The organism is Actinokineospora fastidiosa (genome assembly GCF_014648415.1).
GTDB classification, from domain to species: Bacteria; Actinomycetota; Actinomycetes; order Mycobacteriales; family Pseudonocardiaceae; genus Actinokineospora; species Actinokineospora fastidiosa.
Map to the genome: position 1 here is coordinate 839,044 of NZ_BMRB01000002.1, position 19,259 is coordinate 858,302.

Below are 19,259 nucleotides of genomic sequence, written 5' to 3' on the forward strand. Positions count from 1 at the left end.
GCGCAGGCGATACAAGGGAGGGACCACTGTGGACTCCGAAGACCCGGTCTACACGCTGACGTTGGAGGCGTACGCCGACACCATCGTCCCGGGCGAGAAACGGTCTCCCGACGACCGCGCCATCGCTGGCGTCGTCGAGGGGCCGGGCAGTGTCCAAGCGGGAGCGTTGGAGCTGATGCACCACTCCGCGCCCGGTATCGCCGTGGGGCTGCCGACGTTGGTGGCCATGCTCAACCAGCACGCGACGAACTACGCCGAGGAGCACGGGATCGCGCTCGACGACACCGTCCCGCCCTTCGTCGCGCTGGACTACGACCACCGGTACGCCCTCGTCGGCAGGCTGACCGCGCTGGGGCACCCGGAGCAGGCGGGCTGGGTCATGCTGGCCCTCTTCAGCAACATGGCCTTCGACTCGGCCCCGCACAAGAGCACGCTCGACGCGCTCGAGGAAGGCCACCCCGGCCTGATCACCCTGGGGTTCAAGAAGCCCGACACCGACGGCATCTGGCGGTTCAAGGAGTACGGCTACCACCAGGAGCTGGCGAAGACCCACCCCGACACCACCGAATCCGGGAGCCCGGCGTGACCACTGCGGCCAACGGCGGCTCGGCCGCCATCGAGAAGACCGACGTCCTCGTCGTCGGCAGCGGGTTCGGCGGCTCGATCGCCGCCTACCACCTCGCCGCGGGCGGGGCCAAGGTGACCGTGCTGGAGCGCGGGCCGTGGCTGGAGGGCAAGGACTTCGACCACGACTACCTGCTCGGCTCGTCGTACACCAAGATCTTCGACTTCGTCTCCGGCGACGGCATGAGCGTGCTCGGCGGCAACTGCGTCGGCGGCGGCAGCGTCGTCTACTTCGCCGCGCTGCCCCGCGCCCCCTGGTTCGTCTTCGAGCGGCAGGGCAGCATCGGCCGCCGCATGTGGCCGTCGAGCATCAACCGCCAGACCCTGGACCCCTGGTACGACCGGGTCTCGCAGGTGTTCCCGGTCGAGCAGCAGACCTGGGACGACGTCACCTACGCAGGCGGGCTGTGGGCGGCGGCGTGCAACCACGCCGGCCGCACCGCCAACCCGGTCCCGGTCGGCATCGACACGGCCAAGTGCACCAACTGCAACTGGATGATGTCGGGCTGCCGCTTCGACGCCAAGCAGTCGATGCTGCTCAACTACCTGCCCGGCGCGGTCGCCCACGGCGCGGAGATCCGACCGCTGCACGAGGTGCAGCGCATCTCCCGCACCGACGACGGCAACTACGTCGTGCACTACCTGCACATCGACGAGGACGACTACCGGATCACCCACGGCGGCGGCGCGATCGAGGCCAAGATCGTCGTCCTGGCCGCGGGCGCGGGCGCGACCCCGTGCATCCTGCAGCGCTCGGAGCCCGAGCTGGGCACGATGCCGCACGCGGTCGGGCGCTACTTCTCCGGCAACGGCGAGCGGCTCAACACCGCGATCATCAACGACGACCGGGTGCGCGAGGTGCTGGGCATCGACCGCGGCCCCGGCAACCCGGCCTACGACGCCTACCAGATCGGCCGCGGCCCGGTCGTGGCCAGCTGGGACAAACTGGACGGATCGCTGCCGGAGTACAGCCGGTTCTCCCTTGAGCAGCTGTACTTCCCCGTCGGCCTGGGCACCTTCCTCGCCCAGGCCCACGGCCCCGACGGCCCGACGTGGTACGGCCCGGCCAAGCGGGAGCTGCTGAGCAAGTGGTCGTCCTGGATGACCATCTTCCAGATGACCGAGGACGACAACGAGGGCGTCTTCGGCCCGCCGCCGCCCACCGGCAACTCCCACCGCATCTCCCAGCAGATGCTCGGCACCGGCCCGCTGAAGTACGACCCGACGCCGAACACGCTGCGCGGCTGGGCCGAGGCCGACGCCGAGGTGCGCGACATCCTGGAGCGCGACGGGCTGGCCACCGTGCTGCCGTGGACCAACGACCTGGTCGGCGCGTACACGGTGCACCCGCTGTCCTCCTGCCGCATCGGCGACGACCCGGCGACCTCCGCGCTCGACGACCGGCACGAGCTGCGCGGGCACCCGGGCATCTTCGTCACCGACGGCTCGGCCGTGCCCTGCGGCCTGACCGTGAACCCGGCGCTGACCATCTCCGCGCTCGCGGAGCGGGCCATGCCCGGCATCGTGGCCACCGCGCGCGAGCGCGGGGTCGATGTCTCCTACGGCGCCCCGCTGCCGACCAAGGGCGCGTTCCCCGCCCTGTCGCCGGTGCGCGCATGAACTGAACCGAGGGCGGGGTGGTGCGCATGTCCGGACTCCGGGAGATCACCGAGGTGATGCTGTCCCAACCGGGACCGCACGCCCCGCCCTCGGTCGTGGCCGCGTGGTACGAGCGCAAGGCCGCGCTGCTCGACCAGTTGGCCGAGGACGGTGGGCCCGAGGCCGAATGGGCCAAAGCCCAGGCCCGGGTGGCGAGAGAGCACGCGCGCGCCTTGTGGCGGCCCGCGGCCTGAGATCAAGATTCGGTCGGACCGCCCCCGCCGGGGGCGGCTCTCGGCCTGATCGGGAAAGGGAGGCGTGATGGCGGCGAACCCCCGTGTCCGCAGCAACGCGATCGCGGCACTCAACAGCAAGTACCACCGCGTGGGTCTCTTCGCGTTCCTGGTGATCGTGCTCGGCCACTGGGCCGAGCACATCGTCCAGGCGGTGCAGATCTACGCCCTCGACTGGCCGCGCCCGCAGGCGGGCGGCGTGCTCGGCCTGTGGTTCCCCTGGCTGGTGAAGTCCGAGCTGATGCACTACGGCTACGCCCTGGTCATGCTCGTCGGATTCGTCCTGTTGCGGCACGGCTTCCACGGCCGGGCGCGCACCTGGTGGATGCTGGCGCTGTGGGTCCAGGTCTGGCACCACTTCGAGCACCTGCTGCTGTTCCTGCAGGCGCTCACCGGGCAGAACCTGCTCGGCCAGCCCGCCCCGACCAGCATCCTGCAGCTGGTCCTGCCCCGCGTCGAGCTGCACCTGTTCTACAACGCCATCGTCTTCATCCCGATGGTGGTGGCCATGGTGCTGCACCGGCGTCCCCGGTTCGACGACCTCGTGCAGTGCTCGTGCGCGCCGCACCGCACGCCCGCGGCCGTCGGCTGACCATGGCCGCGCGGCTGCTCGCCATCGTCGGCCTCCTCATGGTCTGGACCGCCGCGCCCGCGGCGGCCCAGCTCCATGGGGACCACGTCATCGATGTCCCGTTCGACATCGGCCCGCTGGCGCTGAAGATCGCGGTGCTGCTCGCCCTCCCCGCCGTCGCCGGGTTCGCCATGCTGCGCGGATTCATCGGCGCGCCGGAGAAGGGCACGGCGGCCTTCGTCGCGGTCTGCGCCGCGGTGGCGGTGAGCATGGAGCTGCTGCTGGCGTCCGGGTTCACCCTGCCGCCGATCGTGGTGCCGCTCGCGCTCGCCGCGGTGGGCGGGCCGCTCTACCTGGCCTTCGCCGACCGGGAGGCGCCCGCGCTCGTGCGCGGGGCAGCGCCCGCCGTGCTGCTGGCGGCCGCCGTCGTCGCGGGCGCGGTGTTCGCCAGGGCCTGGCTGGCCACCCCGCCGGGCGCTGACCGGGGCCCGATCCTCCACACCGGAATGATCGTCGCCTACGCCGGGCTCGCCTGGCTGACGCTGGGCCTGCCGAGGAACCGGGCGCTGCGCGGCGCGGTGCTGACCGTGGCCGCCGTGCTCGGCGTCGCGCTGGTGGGCGCGGGGACGCAGGTGGCCGCGCTCGGGTGAGTGCGCACGATGCGAGAACACCCGATCGGGTGGTCTCGCTACGGTCGACGTGACCCCTCGGTGATGCGAGGAAAGGGCGGTTGCCATGGGCACCTTCATCCGGCTCGCGCTGCGTCGGACGCTCAACCAGATCCGCCACGTCGCCCGGGTCCGCCCCGGCCGCGGCGGCGACCTCGTGGTGGGCGTGCACCGCCAGGTCGAGACCGATTTCGGTCTGCTCGCCCCCATCGCGCTGCACACCTCGGCCCCGGCCGCGCTCGCCGCGTCCTGGCTGATGCTGCGCGAGTCGCTGGTCGCCGCCGGGCTCGTCGCCCGGTCGACGAAGGAGGCGGTGGCCGTCGGGGTGTCCGACCGCAACCGCTGCCCCTACTGCGTCGAGGTGCACTCGGCCACCCTGGCCGCGCTCACCGACGTGCGGTCCGAACTGGACCCGGTCGCCGAGTGGGCGCGCACGGGCGGCGGCGAGACCGCGCCGTTCACCTGCGACGAGGCCCCCGAGCACATCGGCACGGCGGTCGCGTTCCACTACCTCAACCGGATGGCCAGCGTCTTCCTCACCGACTCCCCGCTGCCGCCCGGCCTGCCCGACGGGGCACGGCAGGTGCTCGGCCGCGCCATGCGCCCGCACGCGGGCCAGGCGCACCGGCCGGGTCGCGCGCTGGAGTTCCTGCCCGCCGCCGAACCCGCGGCCGACCTCGGCTGGGCCGCGTCGAATCCCGTGCTGTCCGACGCCTTCGCCCGCGCGTACCAGGCGATCGACAGCCTCGCCGTCCGAATGGTCCCGGCCGATGTGCGGGCCGTGGTCACCGACGCCCTCGACGCCTGGGACGGCACGCCGGTCGGGCTGAGCCGCGCCTGGGCCTACGACCAGGCCGCCGCCCTGCCGCACGAGTCGTTCGCCGCGGGCGTGCTCGCGCTGCTCACCGCCAAGGCGCCGTACCAGGTGGACGACACGATCGTGAACGACTTCCGGCGCGGGCGCCCCGACGCCGAGCTCGTCGCGCTGACCGCATGGGCCGCCCTGGCCGCCGCGCGCAGGCTCGGACCGGGCCGGGCGCGCGTCCCGCACGCGGGGAACGCCGAATGCGCCTGCTCGGCACACCAACCGCTGTAGTCTTGGCAACCGCCATTCGCCGGTACCACAACCCATTCGGGTGACGCCGGTCGGCGGGCGGCGTGCACGTGCATCGGTGGTAGAACAGAGAAGTCGGGCTCGGGAGAGGCGCACAGTGTGATCAGGGTGTTGATAGCCGAGGACATGCACATGGTCCGGGGGGCGCTGGTCGCGCTGCTCAACCTCGAACCCGACGTCGACGTGGTCGCCGAGGTGGCCTCCGGGGACGACATCCTGCCCACCGCCCGCACCGCCAACGCCGACGTCGCCGTCATCGACATCGACCTGCCCGGCAAGGACGGCCTCACCGCGGCCACCGAGCTGCACGAGCAGCTGCCGCAGTGCCGCACGCTGATCCTCACCAGCCTCGGCAGACCGGGCACCTTACGCAGGGCGCTGGCCGCGCGGGTCGGCGGCTTCCTGCTCAAGGACGCCCCCGCGGACAAGCTGGCCAACGCCATCCGCGGCGTCGCGGCGGGCCGCAGGGTCGTCGACGGCGACCTCGCCCTCGCCGCGTGGGACGGCGCGGACTGCCCGCTGACCGGCCGGGAGATCGAGGTCCTGCAGCTGGCCGCGGCCGGGCTCAACGCGGTGGACATCGCCGCGCGCCTCTACCTGTCGGCGGGCACGGTGCGGAACTACCTGACGACGATCGTCAGCAAGCTCAACGCCCGCAACCGGGTCGACGCCATCCGCATCGCCCGCGAGGCGGGCTGGCTGTAGCGGGACCCGGGCGGCGAGCCGGAAGCGGCCGTCCCCGAGCGGCCCCGCCGTCAGCGTGCCGCCCACCGCGGTGACGCGCGCGGAGAGGTTAGTCAGGCCGCTGCCGCCGGACACCGTGCGCTCGCGGGCCGCGTTGACGATCTCCAGTTCGACCGCGCCGGACCGGTGCCGGACGGAGATCTCGCAGGTCGAGGCCCGCTTCCCGTGCCGGAGGACGTTCGTCACGCCCTCGCGCAGGACGGTGGCTAGCACGGCCTGCACGGGGTGGGGCAGCTCGGCGCGCGGCAGGTCGAACCGCGCCTCCACCTCGGCGGCGGCCAGCACCGACCGGGCGGAGCAGACCTCGCCCGCGAAGGACAGCTCGCAGTAGCCGCCCGCCACCAGCCGCACGTCGGCGAGCGCCGTCCTGGCCAGGTCGGCGATCTCGCCGATCTCCCGCCTGGCCCGCGCGCCGTCGTGCTCGACCAGCCGCCGGGCCAGCTCGGCCTTGAGCGCGATGGCCGACAGGCTCAGCCCCAGCAGGTCGTGCAGGTCGCGGGCGAAGCGCAGCCGCTCCTCGGCCACGGCGGCCCTGGCCAGCTCGAACCGCACCGCGCGCAGCTCCCGGTCGACGCGGGTCAGCCAGGTCAGCCCGTAGACAACGAGCCCGGTGATGACCGCGGTGGCGGTCCCGCTCACGATCGCCATCGCGGCGACGCCGTGCGCCGCCTGGATCGCGGGCACGCTCGCCACGACCGCGCAGAAGACCGACCAGCCCGCGACCGGCGGCAGCAGGACCAGGGCCGAGCCGCCCACGAACGCCACCACGCCCGGCCAGTGCGCGCCGAGGACCGCGACCGGCAGGTACGCCAGCACGGCCTGCGCCAGCAGGACCACAGGCCTGCCGCCCACCCGGACGCAGACGAGCTGCACTGCCAGCGACGCGAGCGCGAACCCCGCGGTGACCAGCAGGACGGTGACGCCCGCGCTGGCGTTCTGGACCACGGCCGTGGCGACGATCCCGGTGAGGACCGCGGGCACCAGCCAGGAGACGCGCGTGCGCGGGCCGCTCGGGACCACGCTCTCCCGGTAGCCGCCCGCCGCGAGCCGCACCGCGGCCAGCGCGCCCCTGGCGCGGTCGGCGATCGCGCCGAGCTGGGCGCCGACCCGGTCGGGGTCGCGGCCCTGCAGCGCCGCGCTCGCCTTGGGGCCGATCCCGGCCAGGCTGCGGCCGAGCAGCTCGCGCAGGTCGCGGCTGAACCGCGCCCGCTCCCCCGCGACCGCGACCTCGGCCAGCTCGGCGCGCGCGGCGTGCACGGTGGAGATCGACCGGGCCAGCCGCACCATGCCGTAGAACTCCAACGTGCCCGCGACGGCGGCCAGCACCACCTCCCCCAGGTGCGACCACGTGCCGCTGACGAACCACTGCGCCAGGCAGGTCAGGGCGACGGTCCCGGCGCACACCGGCCAGCCGATCCTCGGCGGCAGCACGATGACGGCGTTGGCCGCCAGCAGGATCGGCATCCCCGCCCACGCCTGGCCGAAGTGGGTCATCGGCACGAACACCAGGACCGCCTGGGCCAGCAGCAGCGCCACGGCGATCGGCGGGCGGGTCTGCGGCCGCAGGAACACCACCTGCGCGCCGAGCACGCACATCAGGTAGGCGGCGGCGAGGACCCGGTCGAGCACCGGGGCGCCCGCCTGCGCCACATGGATGAACGCCACCGTGCAGAACACGAGGCACGAGGTGACCACGACGGACCTGGCCAGCACCGGCGCCCGGGTGAGATCGTCCCCCATACCAGCACCATAGCCGCGAATCCGGCGGTTCAGGCGCTTTCGGCGCGTGCCTCGTTCAGGCCGGAACCCGTGCGCTGAGGCGGAAAGTGCCGTCCGCGGACAGCCCCGCGGTGAGCTCGCCGCCGAGGCGCTCCACGCGCGCGGAGAGGTTGCGCAGCCCGCTGCCGCCGGGCGAGAGGGTCGGCTCGCCCGCGACCCCGTTGTTCACGATCTCCAGCATCACCATGCGGTCGACCTGGCGGACGGTGATCTCGCAGCGGGCGCCCTTCACGCTGTGCCGCAACACGTTCGCCACGCCCTCGCGCAGCACGGTGGCGAGCACCGTGCGGACCTCGGGGCTGAGTTCGCCGTAATGCATCTCCAGGCGGACGTCCACGTCCGCGGCGACGAGGACGGACTCCGCCGAGCGCGACTCCTCGTTCAGCGACAGCTCGCGGTACCCGCTGGCGACCAGCCGCACGTCGGCGAGGGCCAGGCGGGAGATGTCGACGATCTCCATCAGCTCGCGGCGGGTGCGGTCCTGGTCGGCGGTCATCAGCCGCTGCGCCAGCTCGGTCTTGAGGGTGATCGCCGACAGGCTCAGGCCGAGCAGGTCGTGCAGGTCGCGGGCGAAGCGCATCCGCTCGTCGGCCACCGCGACCCTGGCCAGCTCGCGGCGCACCGAGCGCAGCTGGTGCATGGCGCGGGCCATCCACGTCAGGCCGTAGGTGACCAGGCCGATGCTGACGGTCGATGCGATGGTGTCGGCGATGACGATGGCGTCGCCGACGAACGTGGCCAGCGCCAGCACGGTCGCCGCGACCACCCCGGTGAACACCAGCCAGCCCGAAAGGGGCCGCAACAACAACAGCGCGGAACCGGCCAGCAGACCCGGGATGCTGACCCATGCCGCCCCGAACTGCCACAGCGGCAGGAACACCAACAGCGCTTGGACGGCGAGCACTATGTACGTCATGGGCGGCCGGAACACGCGGTCGGTGCTGCTGACGTAGCCGAGCTGGACGGCCAGCAGCCCGACGCCGTAGGCGATGCTGGTCACCACCGTGATCGTGTCGAGGTCGCGCAGCAGCAGTTTCAGCGCCAGGTTGACGACCAGGCCGATGAACACCGCGCGCATCAGCCAGGACGCCAGGCTCGCCGCCTTGCGCGGCACCTGGTCGGCGGGCTCCTCGCGGTCGATCCGCTCGTCGGCGCGGTCCTCGCCCAGCGGCACCCGCAGGCGCAGCCTGCTCCCGCCGCCCGCCCGGGGGCCGCGGGTCAGCGTGCCGCCGAGCGCGACCACGCGGGCCATCAGCATCTCGGCGGTGTCGGCGGGCGTGTCGCCCAGCGGCGCGCCGTCGTCATCGGGCTCGCCGTCGTCGACGATGTCCAGCTGCACCGCGTCGCCGACGCGGCGCATGGTGATCGAGCAGGTGTTCACGCCGGGTTTGTTCAACACGGACGCGCTGCCCGCGCGCAGCACGGCCACGACGACCGTGCGCACCTCCACGGGCAGCTCGCCGTGACTTACCTCGATCCGCACGTCGATGTCGGAGTCGGCCAGCAGCGACTCCACGGTCCGGGACTCCTCGTCCAGCGACGTGTCGCGGTAGCCGCTGGCCACCAGCCGCACGTCGGCGAGCGCGTGCCGGGAGACGGTGAGGATCTCCGCCAGCTCGGCGCGCGCTCGCTCCGGGTCGGTGGCCATGGCGTCCCTGGCGGCCACGGCCTTGGGGCCGACGGTGGACAGGCTCAGCCCGAGCAGGTCGTGCAGGTCCTGGGAGAAGCGCATGCGCTCGCGGGCCACCGCGGCGTTGCCGAGTTCGGCGCGGGCATCGTGCACCTCGGTGATCAGCCGGGCCAGCCTGGTCAGGCCGTAGATCTCCAGCGCGGCCACGGTCGCGCCGAACAGCGCCCGCGCCGCGAGCACGGGGTCGCCGGTCCAGACCAGTTCCAGGACCGGGGCCAGCAGCACGACGAGCCCGAAGACCACCCATCCCCAGCGCGCGCGCAGCACCAGCGGCGCGTTGGCGGCCAGCAGCGTGGGCATGATGATCCACGACTGCCCGAACTGGGTCAGCGGCACGAGCACCAGGAACGCCTGGGTCACCAGGACCGCGTAGGTCACCGGCATGTTCGCGCTCGTGTCCGGCCTGCTGAAGTAGACCTGCAGGCCGAGCACCACGATCAGATAACCGGCCGCCTGCACAGATTCCCAGAACGGCGTTCCGGCATAGACCACATAGACGAAAGCGATGACGCAGAAAGCCACGTAAGCGGCGAACACGATTCCGCGGGCCAGGAGCGGGGCGAGCAGCGGCGCTTGTGCCGCGTCACCTGCCTGCTCGGACACTGTGGGTGCGGATAACTTGTCGCGCTCGCCGACCGCTTCCATCCATCCCCCTCGCCGAAGGCCGACCGCACAAAGTCGAGATCCGCTCACAGCCTGTGGTCGTGAGGATTATAGGGGTGATTCCCTCCGCACAAGCCCCGGATGCCGGTTCCCGAAAACGAACTCCCCCACGCCGACTTCCGCTGGCCATTCCAGGCCGAGTGCGGTATCGATGGCGTCGCCGGGGTCGATCGCGGGGACGCAGGCGGCCAGTCCCATCGCCGTGGCGGAGATGCACAGCATCTGCTGCAGCGCCCCGACGTGGGTGAGGGTCAGCGAGTACGCGATGCCGCCGTACATCCACGACGACCGGGCGACCCGGGCGGTGATGGTGATCATGGCCGGGGGCCACTGCGCGGCGCCGGTGCCGACCATGGCGTTCTCCAGCACCTCGACCATGGCGTTCTCGGCGTCGCTGACGAGGGTGAGCGCGTGGTCCTGGGGGTGGTAGTGGAAGATCCCCCGGGGCAGCCCGGAGGACTCGTTGACGCAGAGGTAGATCTCCAACTCGTAGAGGCCGTTGATGCTCAGGTAGGGCCGATCGGACACCTCGTACATGTGGTCGCGGCCCGCGGACGCGGGCGACACCGAGCGGACGCGGGCCGCGCGGAACAGCAGTTCTCCGATCTGGTCGGCGCTCACCGGCCCGTGCATCTCCTGGCACAGCCGGGTGTTCTCCACGACGTCGAGCAGCGGGGGGTCGCTCGCGGCGAGGTCCTCCGCCGACGGGCGGCGCAGGGGGTAGCGGGGGCCGGTGCGCGGGGTCTTGACGACCGCGGGCGGCGGCGAGGTGTCCGCGTGCGGGAAGGTCACGCCGGTGAGCCCGCCGTGGCGGCCCATCCGCGTGCGGGCGTGGAACAGCAGGTCGTGGTGCGACCAGCGGACGAGCGCGGGGTCGGCGTCCTCGGCGAAGCGCGGCACCCTGGCGGGCTCGCGGTCCTGCCACCGTCCCAGCAGGACGATCCCCGTCGCGACGAGGTAGGCGACGATGTCGGCGACGACGTCCTGCTCGATGTCCAGCGCCCTGGCCAGCTCCGCGATCGACGTCGGCGCGCACATGGCCACGACGACCCGCGACACCATGCGCCGGTGCAGCACGACCTGGAAGCGCGCGAGCGGCGACTCGACCAGCAGTTCCCCGTCGCTGCTGCGCAGGGCGGCGAAGCGGGACAGCCGGACCGGGAGGGTCGGGTCGACGTCGGCCACCTCGAACACCGCGTCCCTGGCGACCGGGACCACCGACAGCATCGGCGCGCCGCCGCGCTCGGTGCCGAGGGAGTGCACGACGGACCCGCCGAGCTTGCCCAGGATGCGGTGCAGGCGCTTCCACTCGGCCGCGCCGTTGTCGGTCATGACGTTGCCCAGCGAGATCGGACCCATGCTCATCCGGCGCAGGGACTCCCGCACCGTGCCGTCCACGTCGTCGATCTTGGTCTCACCCCAGCGGGTGATGACGACGACGTGGTCGTCACCGGGGTCACCCTCCACCAAGACGTCCTCGGACAGGGACCACAGCGGGATCCGCGGCGCGGACCGGCCGGACTCGGTGGACACCTTCTCGCTCCGATCACTCGGGTCCTGCACGCGCGCGCCGTCACAGGAACATGGGCATGGGGTTCAGCTCCGAATAGTCGGCGGGTGTGGCGCGGCGGCCGAGCCGGACCGGAACGTCGTAGAGTCGCCCCGGCGCGAACCGGGACCAGAAGTGGCGCAGCCCCGGCACGACGACCTTGACCACGGGCAGCCCGATGTCGGGGCGGGTCTGGTCGAGCACCAGGAGGTCCAGCCCCTGCCCGGCGAGCCTGCGGCGGACGAGTTCGATGTCGTCGGCGAGGTCGTTCGAGCACAGCCTCGGGTAGTCGCGGGGCGTCCTCGGGTCCGCGGCGAGGTCGGGCCGCAGGTAGGGCTGGTTGGCGATGGTGGCGTGCCGCCACCAGGCGACGGCGTCGGGGTCGTCGATGTCGTAGCGCCCGTCCGGGGTGGCGTTGACGACGACCGGCATCATCTGGTTGAGCTCGCTGAGCGAGCGCCGCAGGGCGATCGCCGCGTCGAGGTGCGCGCCGAAGCCCATGATGATGTCCTCGGTCTCGCGGTCGGTGCGCCGCGACAGCGCGACCATGACCGGGATGCCGAGGTCGGAGGTCAGGTCGAGCACCCAGATCTGGCGGCCGAGCTCGGCGTGGGCCTCGCGCACGCGGTCGAGCCACGGGTCGGCGAACGCGTCGAGGTCGACGGCCGCGGCGCGGTAGCGGTTGTACCACCAGATGGCGACGGCGTCGCGCTCGATCAGCTCCAGCGTGCCCTGCAGGACCGCGTCCTCCAGGCTGGCGCCCGCGGCGTTGCCGTTGGAGTCGGCGCGGACCATCGGCCGCCCGTTCGGCGCGCGGCCGTCCGCGCCGAAGTACAGCAGCGCGGTGGGCAGCAGGCGGTGGCGGCGGTGGGTCACCGACCACACCGGGGTCCAGTCGAGCTCGGCGTCGTCGTCGAAGGGCTCGCAGACCCACTGGAAGGACGAGTGCCTGCGGTTCCACTCGGCGCGGTCGCGGTACTGGCGCTCGTCGTAGAGCATCACGTCGTTCGGGTGGATGGCGACCTCGCCGAGCCCGCGCAGGCTGCCGCGCACCTTGGCCTCGTCGCCGTGGCAGCTGGCGCTGTAGCGCTCCACGGACTCGCAGAGAGCGCTCACCTCGGCGTGCGCTGGCGTGATCCCCTTGCCGCCGTTGGACATCCGCAGCGACGCTCGCAGCACGCCGAGATCATCGCACGCGGCCAGGTTGGGCCCGGAGCGGAACACGTTGAACAGTTCCGGTCCGCGCTCGTCGCGGGTGATCTCCTTGACCACGCCGGTGACCGGGCTGATCAGGTGCCGGTAGGCGGCCATCGTCCGCTCGGGGGTGACCGCGCGGTACCCGCCGCCGCCGTCGGCGACCTTCGGCCGCGAGCCGAGCACGACCGGCTGGTAGGCCCTGGCCCGCACCAGGTCGGGGTCTCCGCAGGTCGGGCACTGCGGGCGGACCGGGACCGCGTGGTGGCGGCCGGTCATCGCCAGGGTGTCGAGGGTCCACACGGCGCGCTGGTTGGCGTGCCGGTGCCCGGCGAGCCACTTGGTGGCCTCGGCGGCCACCAGCGACCCGGCGGCCGCGCTCGTCGGCGGGATCGAGACCGCCGGGGCGGGCGCGGGGCCGGAGCGGCCCAGCGCCGTCTGCGCGCACCTCTCCGCGTTGCGGTTGCCCCAGATCCGGGCCGCCAGGCAGTGCCAGCAGCCCGGCTGGGTGGTGTCGAAGATCGGGCCGATCCAGATCTTCGTCCCGACCGGCTTCGCGGGCAGCCACGGCCTGCCCGCCGCGCGCTGCTCGGCATCGATGGCGGCCAGGCGCGGGTCGAGGTAGTCGGAGCAGAGGACGACGGTGAGGTCGACGTCGGCCACACCGCCGTCGGTGTGCACGATCAGGCCCGCGGCGCGCAGGGCGGCCTCGGCGTCGGCGCCGGGGACCTCGCCCAGCACGATCAGGCGGACGGCGGACCGCGCGGTCTGGACCGCCGCGCTTCCGCTGTCCAGCCCGGCGGCCTCCCAGTAGGCCGAGGCGCTGTCGTTCGGCTGCGGCTCGCCGGAGCGCAGGGTGATCAGACCGGCTGAGGAGAGCGTGGCCAGCACTCCCGCTGCCTGTTCCCGGGTGACCCCGACGGGCACGGAGCCCAGGACGGTCGCGACGTCGCGCGTCCCGTCCAGCAGCGAGACGACCGACTCCACGTGGCTGCCCTTCAGCAGGGTCATGCCCTCCTCGGAGAACAGGTATGCGCCCTCACCGGCGGCCACCTCGGCGCGGAGGTGGCGCTTGAACCCGATGCGCGGGGCTTCGTCGGCGCTCGCGGCGGACATCACGCGGCCTGGAGTTCCGCGGTGGTCGGCCAGACGTTGGCCGCCGGAGACGTCGTGGGGGCCGACGCGGTGGTCGGCCAAGCGGCGGTGGTGGGCCAGGACGCGGTGGTCGGCCAGGAGGCGGTCGTGGGCCAGGCGGCGGTGGTGGGCCACGACGCGGTGGTGGGCCAGGAGTTGTTCGTGGTGGTGGGCCAGGCCGTGGTCGGCCAGTCGGCGGAGCCGTTCGGGTTAGCCCAGTAGTCGAAACGGTCGATCTCGATTTCGGCCTTCAGGCCCTGTAATGCCTCGGCGTCGACTCCCGATAACCGCAACTGCGCGAACACCCGGTCGGTGGTGGAGATGCCCATGGCGAGACTCCCTCTGTTGAGTGCCGGAATCAGTGGGTAGCACAAATTCTCCGAGCAGGCCTCGAGTTCGGGCCAGTGCAGGCCTCACCGGGCCCATGTGTCTTTTTCATACCCGCTGACCTCGGTTTTCCTTGCCCAGGGGTGCCGAGCGCACTGTCGGCGGCACGGGTATTGCTGGGACCGTCGGAAGCGTTGGTCGCTGTGCCGCCCACCTGGGGAGATGCCGTCCGTCGGTGGCGGGGCCGGTGATCGGCAAGACATGGCGCCACGTTACGGAGATTAGCAACTGCCGAATCAGGATCGAAATCTGGTGGTCTGGTCCGAATGCGATTCGCCGACAGGGTTAGTGAGGGCAACCGTGTCCAGCCGACGCCGGGCCCGGACTTCAAACGGACGGGGGAGCGGAAGATGACACCCTTAGCACAAAAGGCCGATCTGGTCGACGAGTTATCCAGGGCGCTGGTGTCGGCCGAATTCGGGCCGTTCTACGCCACGCCGGGCGCGGTCGTGTCGCCGCTCTACGCCCCGCTGAGCGCGGGGCCGGGCGTGTTCACGGTCGCCAGGGAGGACAACGCCATCGGGATCGCCGCGGGCGCGGCGCTGACCGGGCACAGCCCGGTGGTGCTCATGCCCAACCACGGGCTGGGGCCGTCGCTGGGCGCCATCGCGTCGCTGATCGTGCCCTACCGCGTGCCGATCCTGCTGGCCGTCAGCGTGGGCGCCGACGCGGAGGAGGCGCGGCTGCTCTCCCGCATCACCCGGCCGATGCTGGACGGGCTCGGGCTGGAGACCATCGAGTTCGACCCGGCAAGGTCCGTCGTCGAGCAGGTCAACCGCGCCCGCGACGCGGTGCGGGACCTGCGGGTGCCCACCGCCCTGCTCATCCCGTCCGCCGCGCCGGGGCGTCGGGCATGAACCGGACGACGGCGATCCGGGCGATCATCAGCGCGACCAGCGCCGAGCCCGTCGTGTTCACCACCGAGGCCGCGTGCCGGGTCGCGCGGTCGATCTCGGACCGGCGCAACCACCTGTACCTGACCGCGGGCGGGGAGCTGGCGTCCTCGCTGGGCATCGGCGTGGCCATGCAGGTGCGCAGGCCCACCATCGTGGTCGACTCCTACGCCAGCCTCGCCCGCAACCCGATGGGGCTGATCACCGCGGGCACGCTGCCCCGGCTCAGCCTGGTGCACGTCGTGCTCGACGACGGCCTCTTCGGCGCGGGCGACGCGGACGCGCCGACCGGGCGGGCGGACGTGTGCGCGCTGGCCAGGGCGGCGGGATACGACTCGGTGATGAGCACCGCGCGGCCCGACCGGTTCATGACCCTGGTGCGCGACCACGTCAGCCGCACGAGCAGGCCGGTGCTCATCCGGTGCCTGCTCTCGGCCCCGGACGAGCCGGTGGCCGCCGCAGCGGCGGCCGTGCGCACCGGCGACCTGCCCGCGCACGCCCGCCGGTTCACCGAGTCCATCGGCGACCTGGGCGCGATCGCGTGACCCGTGTCGCCGACACCGGCGACCCGTGAATTCCTCATACCCGAACCCGACACGATTTCATCCAGCGCGATGACGGCGACACTGGAATGCCGATCTTGCGCGCAAGACAATGTGGTGTGGAGTGTGGAACGAGTCCGCTCTTCACCGGTTCCCGCAGTGGAGCGCGACCACGACAAAACCGGGCGAAAGGAAACCGACAATGGACGAGACGGTCGTGCGGGCGGTCGAACGGGCCATCACGACAATGCGCGACAGCCTGTCGGACAAGGTCACCATCGACGACCTGGCCAGGTCGGCGATGTTCAGCAAGTTCCACTTCTCCCGGGTGTTCCGCAAGGTCACCGGGGTGTCCCCAGGGCGCTTCCTCTCCGCGATGCGGCTTGAAGAGGCGAAGCGGTTACTGCTGACGACACGGCTCACCGTCGCCGATATCAGCCACCAGGTGGGGTACAACAGCGTCGGCACGTTCAGCTCGCGATTCCGCAGCAGCGTCGGCGTCTCCCCCATCACCTACCGGCACACCCGCGGCGCCACCACCGAGATCCCGGCGGTCGGCCGGGCGGGCGCGTCGCCCCGGCCGATGGTCCGCGGCAACGTGACCGGGCCGGACGACGGCAACTCGGGGATGGTCTTCATCGGCCTGTTCCCCAGCGCGATGCTGCAGGGCTCCCCCGTCCGCTGCACCGTGCTGGACCGCCCTGGTCCGTACACCCTGCACGACGTGCCCGCGGGCACGTGGCACGTGCTGGCCCACTCCGTGCCGCCGGGCACCGAGGAGACCCTGTCCACGCGGCCCTACCTGGGCACGCACGGGCCGATCACCATCCACACGGGCATCACCGCCCGCCTGGCCGACCTGCGGCTGCGCCCGATGCGCGCGTTCGACCCGCCGGTGCTCACCGCGCTGCTCGACGTCCGCTCCGCCGCCCTGGCCCGCCTGCGCACCGCGCAGATGCCCGAAGCGGTCTGACCCCCGCGGTCCACACAGGCGCGGCCTCCGGTCACGGAGGCCGCGCCTTTCGCCGTGCGGGCGCGACCCCTGCGGCGGAACGGGACCGCGCGGCGCACCGATGTCGAAGCGGTGGGACGCGCCACTCTGGGTGGGATTCCTTGTTGGACAGCGAAAAGCCCGGTGGCCGTAGGGGCCACCGGGCTTTGTCGTCGTGCCGACTACTGGTTGAGCGAGAACGCCCGGGCGAAGTCGTCCACCAGCTTGTCGTCGCCGCTGTAGGACACCTCGTCGGAGGCGCGGACGGCGTCGCCGTCGGCCTGGCCGGTCAGGATGTCCTTGGCCATCATGCCCGGCTCGATGCGCAGGTCGGCGTCCGGGTTCGGGCCCTCGACCACGGTGATCTCGCCGTCGGCGATGGTGCCGTTGACGACCATCGGGCCTGCGGTCAGCTCGAAGGTCATCGCGATGTCGGCGACCGCGGCTCCGCGGAAGCACGAGCGCAGCGCCATGATCAGGCCGTTGATCGTGACGATCTCGTCGGGGCGGGGGACGTCCAGCGTGCGGGCGCCCCAGCGGCCGAAGGCGCGGACGATGTCGTCGAGCTCCTGGCCGTACTCGGTCAGCTCGTAGCGGACCACGCCCTCCTCGACCGACGACGCCTTGGCCCGCAGCACGCCGAAGTGCTCCATCTCCTTCAGCCGCGCGCTGAGGATGTCCGGGGACAGCAGCGGCAGCCCCTCGCTCAGCTCGCTGAACCGCTTGGGCCCGACGAGCAGGTCGCGGATGATCAGCATGCCCCACCGCTCGCCGACCATCTCCGCGGCGTGCGAGAGCCCGCAGAACTGGCCGTAGGTGCGGCGGTTGATGGACTGCAACTCGTTGATGATCCCGTCGATCGCCGCCGGGTCCATCACGGCCATGTCGACGTCGGCGTCGAGCAGATCGGTGTCCGCGGCCTGCTGGTTGGCCGCGGTGAGCTGGAACCGGTCCCCAGTGATCGTGACGCCCTCTCGGTTCACGACCAGCTTCCATTTGCTGTCAGTCATCGCCCGCGTCCAATCCTCTCGTCCCGCATTTCGATGCGAACCCTTGCCTCGACATGCTCCCGCCATGGTGCTGCCCGCACTGCGCGAACGGCATCTCTGTGCTTGCGTACGACGTGCTCATTCGGGGTATGGGTCCACAATCGCAGAATCGCGGGCCGGACACGAGCGACCGCTGATCTTGGCCACCCGGAAATACACATCTCTGTTTTATGACGGTTTCCTATCCGAGGGGTGAACAGGTCACGGATCGGACACATTGTGCCGTTGGCCACAGGGGGTCGCCGCCGGGGGCAACTTCCCGCGTGCTCCACACAAACCAGGACGGGCGTTTTCGTACCCGGGCACGAAATCTTGCCGTGTTGCGCCGGAACTACGACATCCGCCCGATTGACGCGCGTGGACGTCTCTTGCACGCACGCGCGGGAACAGGGAAACCTGACGCGCTGCAGGCCCCTTTCCCCCCGAATGGAGACGCACGTGCGCTCTACCCGTCTGTTCATCACCGCCTGCGGCCTGACGGCCGCGGCCCTGGTGGTGGGCGTCCCCGCCCAGGCGAGCGGACCGACCGGCTCGGCGTTCGCGATCTCGGTGCAGGCCACCCTGCTCGACTCGCTCAAGGCCGAGGTCGGCCCGCTCCCCCGGGCCGCCTACCCCGAGGGCGCCACGAAGTCCGTGGTGTCCCTCGACGTGCTGCGCCACCACCTGGCCAAGGCCCGCGTGCTCAACGCGTCCTCGACCGTGGCGGACGGCGCCCTCACCAGCAAGGCGAGCATCGCCGACGTCGCCGTGCTTGACCTGGTGCAGGCCAAGCTGATCGCCGCCGAGTGCACCAGCGTCAACGGCGTCGCCAAGGGCTCGTCCACGCTGGTCGACGTCCGCGTCGCGGGCACCACGATCAAGGCGGGCGCGACCGGCACGATCCGGGTCGGCGACCTCGTCCAGGTGCACGTCAACGAGCAGGTCCACGCGAACGGCAAGCTGACGGTGAACGCCCTGCGCGTCAGCGTCGGCGGCAAGATCGCCGGTGTCGCGAGCGCGGACGTCATCCTGAGCCAGGCCGTCTGCTCCGGCAAGGCCGCCCCCGACAACGGCGACGGTGGTGACGGCGGCGACGGCGGTGATGGTGGCGACGGCTCCACCCCCACCACCACGACCACCGCCCCCGGCACCGACACCCCGACCACGACGACGGCCCCCGGCGTCGACGAGCCGACCACGACGACGGCCCCGGCGGCGGCCCCCGGCATCACCCCGGTCGCGGACCAGGAGGACCTGGCCGAGACCGGCGTCAGCGCCATCCTCCCGCTGTCGATCGGCGGCCTCCTGCTCCTCGCAGGCGGCGGCGCGGCCCTGTACCTGGTCCGCAAGCGCGCCCGCGCGTAAGGGCCGAACCGAGCGAGAACAGGCCCCGCCGATCGCCCCCTGCCCGATCGGCGGCCTGTTCCGCCCGCCCCGCAGGACAAGCCACACCCGCTCCGACACGCGCCCCTGTCTCCAAACGCGGAGGCGCGAGTTGAACGGGCAAGGACCCGGCCCGCCGACCGCCCCCATCCCCCTCCGCACCTAGAAGGCCAGGACCAGCCACGAGCCCGGGATTGAGGGAAACGCCGCTCGCCTCCGCGCTCGGAATGGTCAGCCCCAGCCAACCCGGCGGAGACAGCCCACAGCCAAGCCCAACCCGCGAGACCGAGCCCGCCTCCACGCCCGACCGCCTACCCCGGAAAGGCCAGGCTCAGCACCGGCTGCGGCGGCCGCGCATCGGAATCAGCTCGCGAGCCGAGCGAGAACACAGCTTGTCTCCGCGCCCCACCCAC

General features: G+C 72.1%; 16 protein-coding genes and 1 pseudogene. 11 read left to right on the forward strand and 6 right to left on the reverse strand.

Annotated elements, in window-relative coordinates; all coding sequences use genetic code 11:
* The first annotated feature begins 28 nt into the window (after positions 1 to 28).
* From IEY98_RS13755 to IEY98_RS32565, 7 genes are all read left to right on the forward strand, one after another.
* Complete coding sequence (locus IEY98_RS13755) at positions 29 to 586, forward strand: DUF5987 family protein (RefSeq protein ID WP_229786891.1); 558 nt, start codon at positions 29 to 31, stop codon at positions 584 to 586.
* Positions 583 to 2,244 (forward strand): FAD-dependent oxidoreductase, encoded by a 1,662-nt coding sequence (locus IEY98_RS13760; RefSeq protein WP_189210815.1) that lies wholly within the window; start codon positions 583 to 585, stop codon positions 2,242 to 2,244. The genes IEY98_RS13755 and IEY98_RS13760 overlap by 4 nt, the downstream gene beginning before the upstream one ends.
* 26 nt (positions 2,245 to 2,270) lie before the next feature.
* Complete coding sequence (locus IEY98_RS13765; protein ID WP_189210816.1) at positions 2,271 to 2,477, forward strand: hypothetical protein; 207 nt, start codon at positions 2,271 to 2,273, stop codon at positions 2,475 to 2,477.
* Positions 2,478 to 2,544: 67 nt separating this feature from the next.
* Positions 2,545 to 3,108: a hypothetical protein gene (locus IEY98_RS13770; RefSeq protein ID WP_189210817.1), complete on the forward strand. Its 564-nt coding sequence runs from the start codon at positions 2,545 to 2,547 to the stop codon at positions 3,106 to 3,108.
* Entirely contained in the window at positions 3,072 to 3,737 is a 666-nt protein-coding gene (locus IEY98_RS13775; RefSeq protein WP_189210818.1) for a DUF6239 family natural product biosynthesis protein, read from the forward strand. Before IEY98_RS13770 ends, IEY98_RS13775 begins: the two co-directional genes overlap by 37 nt.
* 85 nt (positions 3,738 to 3,822) lie before the next feature.
* On the forward strand, positions 3,823 to 4,851 hold the full coding sequence (locus tag IEY98_RS13780; RefSeq protein ID WP_189210819.1) for a carboxymuconolactone decarboxylase family protein: 1,029 nt from the start codon (positions 3,823 to 3,825) through the stop codon (positions 4,849 to 4,851).
* Positions 4,852 to 4,968: 117 nt separating this feature from the next.
* On the forward strand, positions 4,969 to 5,574 hold the full coding sequence (locus IEY98_RS32565; protein ID WP_229786892.1) for a response regulator transcription factor: 606 nt from the start codon (positions 4,969 to 4,971) through the stop codon (positions 5,572 to 5,574).
* Between the two features lie 384 nt (positions 5,575 to 5,958).
* On the opposite strand, the pseudogene IEY98_RS32570 reads toward IEY98_RS32565, so the two are convergent.
* The 5 genes and pseudogenes from IEY98_RS32570 to IEY98_RS13805 all read right to left on the reverse strand — a co-directional run.
* A pseudogene (locus IEY98_RS32570) lies at positions 5,959 to 7,353 on the reverse strand (sensor histidine kinase); the annotation flags it as partial.
* Between the two features lie 55 nt (positions 7,354 to 7,408).
* Positions 7,409 to 9,727: a sensor histidine kinase gene (locus tag IEY98_RS13790; protein WP_189210821.1), complete on the reverse strand. Its 2,319-nt coding sequence runs from the start codon at positions 9,725 to 9,727 to the stop codon at positions 7,409 to 7,411.
* Between the two features lie 66 nt (positions 9,728 to 9,793).
* Positions 9,794 to 11,278, reverse strand: a complete 1,485-nt coding sequence (locus IEY98_RS13795) for a SagB family peptide dehydrogenase (protein WP_189210822.1) — start codon at positions 11,276 to 11,278, stop codon at positions 9,794 to 9,796.
* Positions 11,279 to 11,318: 40 nt separating this feature from the next.
* Positions 11,319 to 13,604 carry a TOMM precursor leader peptide-binding protein gene (locus IEY98_RS13800; protein ID WP_189210823.1) on the reverse strand — a complete coding sequence of 762 codons (2,286 nt, stop codon included), beginning with the start codon at positions 13,602 to 13,604 and terminating at the stop codon, positions 11,319 to 11,321.
* A complete protein-coding gene (locus tag IEY98_RS13805; protein ID WP_189210824.1) occupies positions 13,604 to 13,951 on the reverse strand; it encodes a hypothetical protein in 348 nt (115 codons plus the stop codon). Before IEY98_RS13805 ends, IEY98_RS13800 begins: the two co-directional genes overlap by 1 nt.
* 408 nt (positions 13,952 to 14,359) lie before the next feature.
* Here IEY98_RS13805 and IEY98_RS13810 point away from each other — a divergent pair, with 408 nt between their 5' ends.
* The 3 genes from IEY98_RS13810 (at position 14,360) to IEY98_RS13820 (ending at position 16,417) form a co-directional block, all read left to right on the forward strand.
* The gene (locus tag IEY98_RS13810; RefSeq protein WP_189210825.1) at positions 14,360 to 14,866 is read left to right on the forward strand and encodes a hypothetical protein; all 507 of its coding nucleotides are present in this window, start codon (positions 14,360 to 14,362) and stop codon (positions 14,864 to 14,866) included.
* Positions 14,863 to 15,447 carry a thiamine pyrophosphate-dependent enzyme gene (locus IEY98_RS13815; RefSeq protein WP_189210826.1) on the forward strand — a complete coding sequence of 195 codons (585 nt, stop codon included), beginning with the start codon at positions 14,863 to 14,865 and terminating at the stop codon, positions 15,445 to 15,447. Before IEY98_RS13810 ends, IEY98_RS13815 begins: the two co-directional genes overlap by 4 nt.
* Before the next feature lie 199 nt (positions 15,448 to 15,646).
* Positions 15,647 to 16,417: an AraC family transcriptional regulator gene (locus tag IEY98_RS13820; protein WP_189210827.1), complete on the forward strand. Its 771-nt coding sequence runs from the start codon at positions 15,647 to 15,649 to the stop codon at positions 16,415 to 16,417.
* Positions 16,418 to 16,617: 200 nt separating this feature from the next.
* On the opposite strand, the gene IEY98_RS13825 is transcribed toward IEY98_RS13820, so the two are convergent.
* On the reverse strand, positions 16,618 to 17,445 hold the full coding sequence (locus tag IEY98_RS13825; protein WP_189210828.1) for a winged helix-turn-helix transcriptional regulator: 828 nt from the start codon (positions 17,443 to 17,445) through the stop codon (positions 16,618 to 16,620).
* A 477-nt stretch (positions 17,446 to 17,922) separates the two neighbouring features.
* On the opposite strand from IEY98_RS13825, the gene IEY98_RS13830 reads away from it, so the two are divergent.
* The gene (locus tag IEY98_RS13830) at positions 17,923 to 18,828 is read left to right on the forward strand and encodes a choice-of-anchor P family protein (RefSeq protein WP_189210829.1); all 906 of its coding nucleotides are present in this window, start codon (positions 17,923 to 17,925) and stop codon (positions 18,826 to 18,828) included.
* The last annotated feature ends 431 nt before the right edge of the window (positions 18,829 to 19,259 follow it).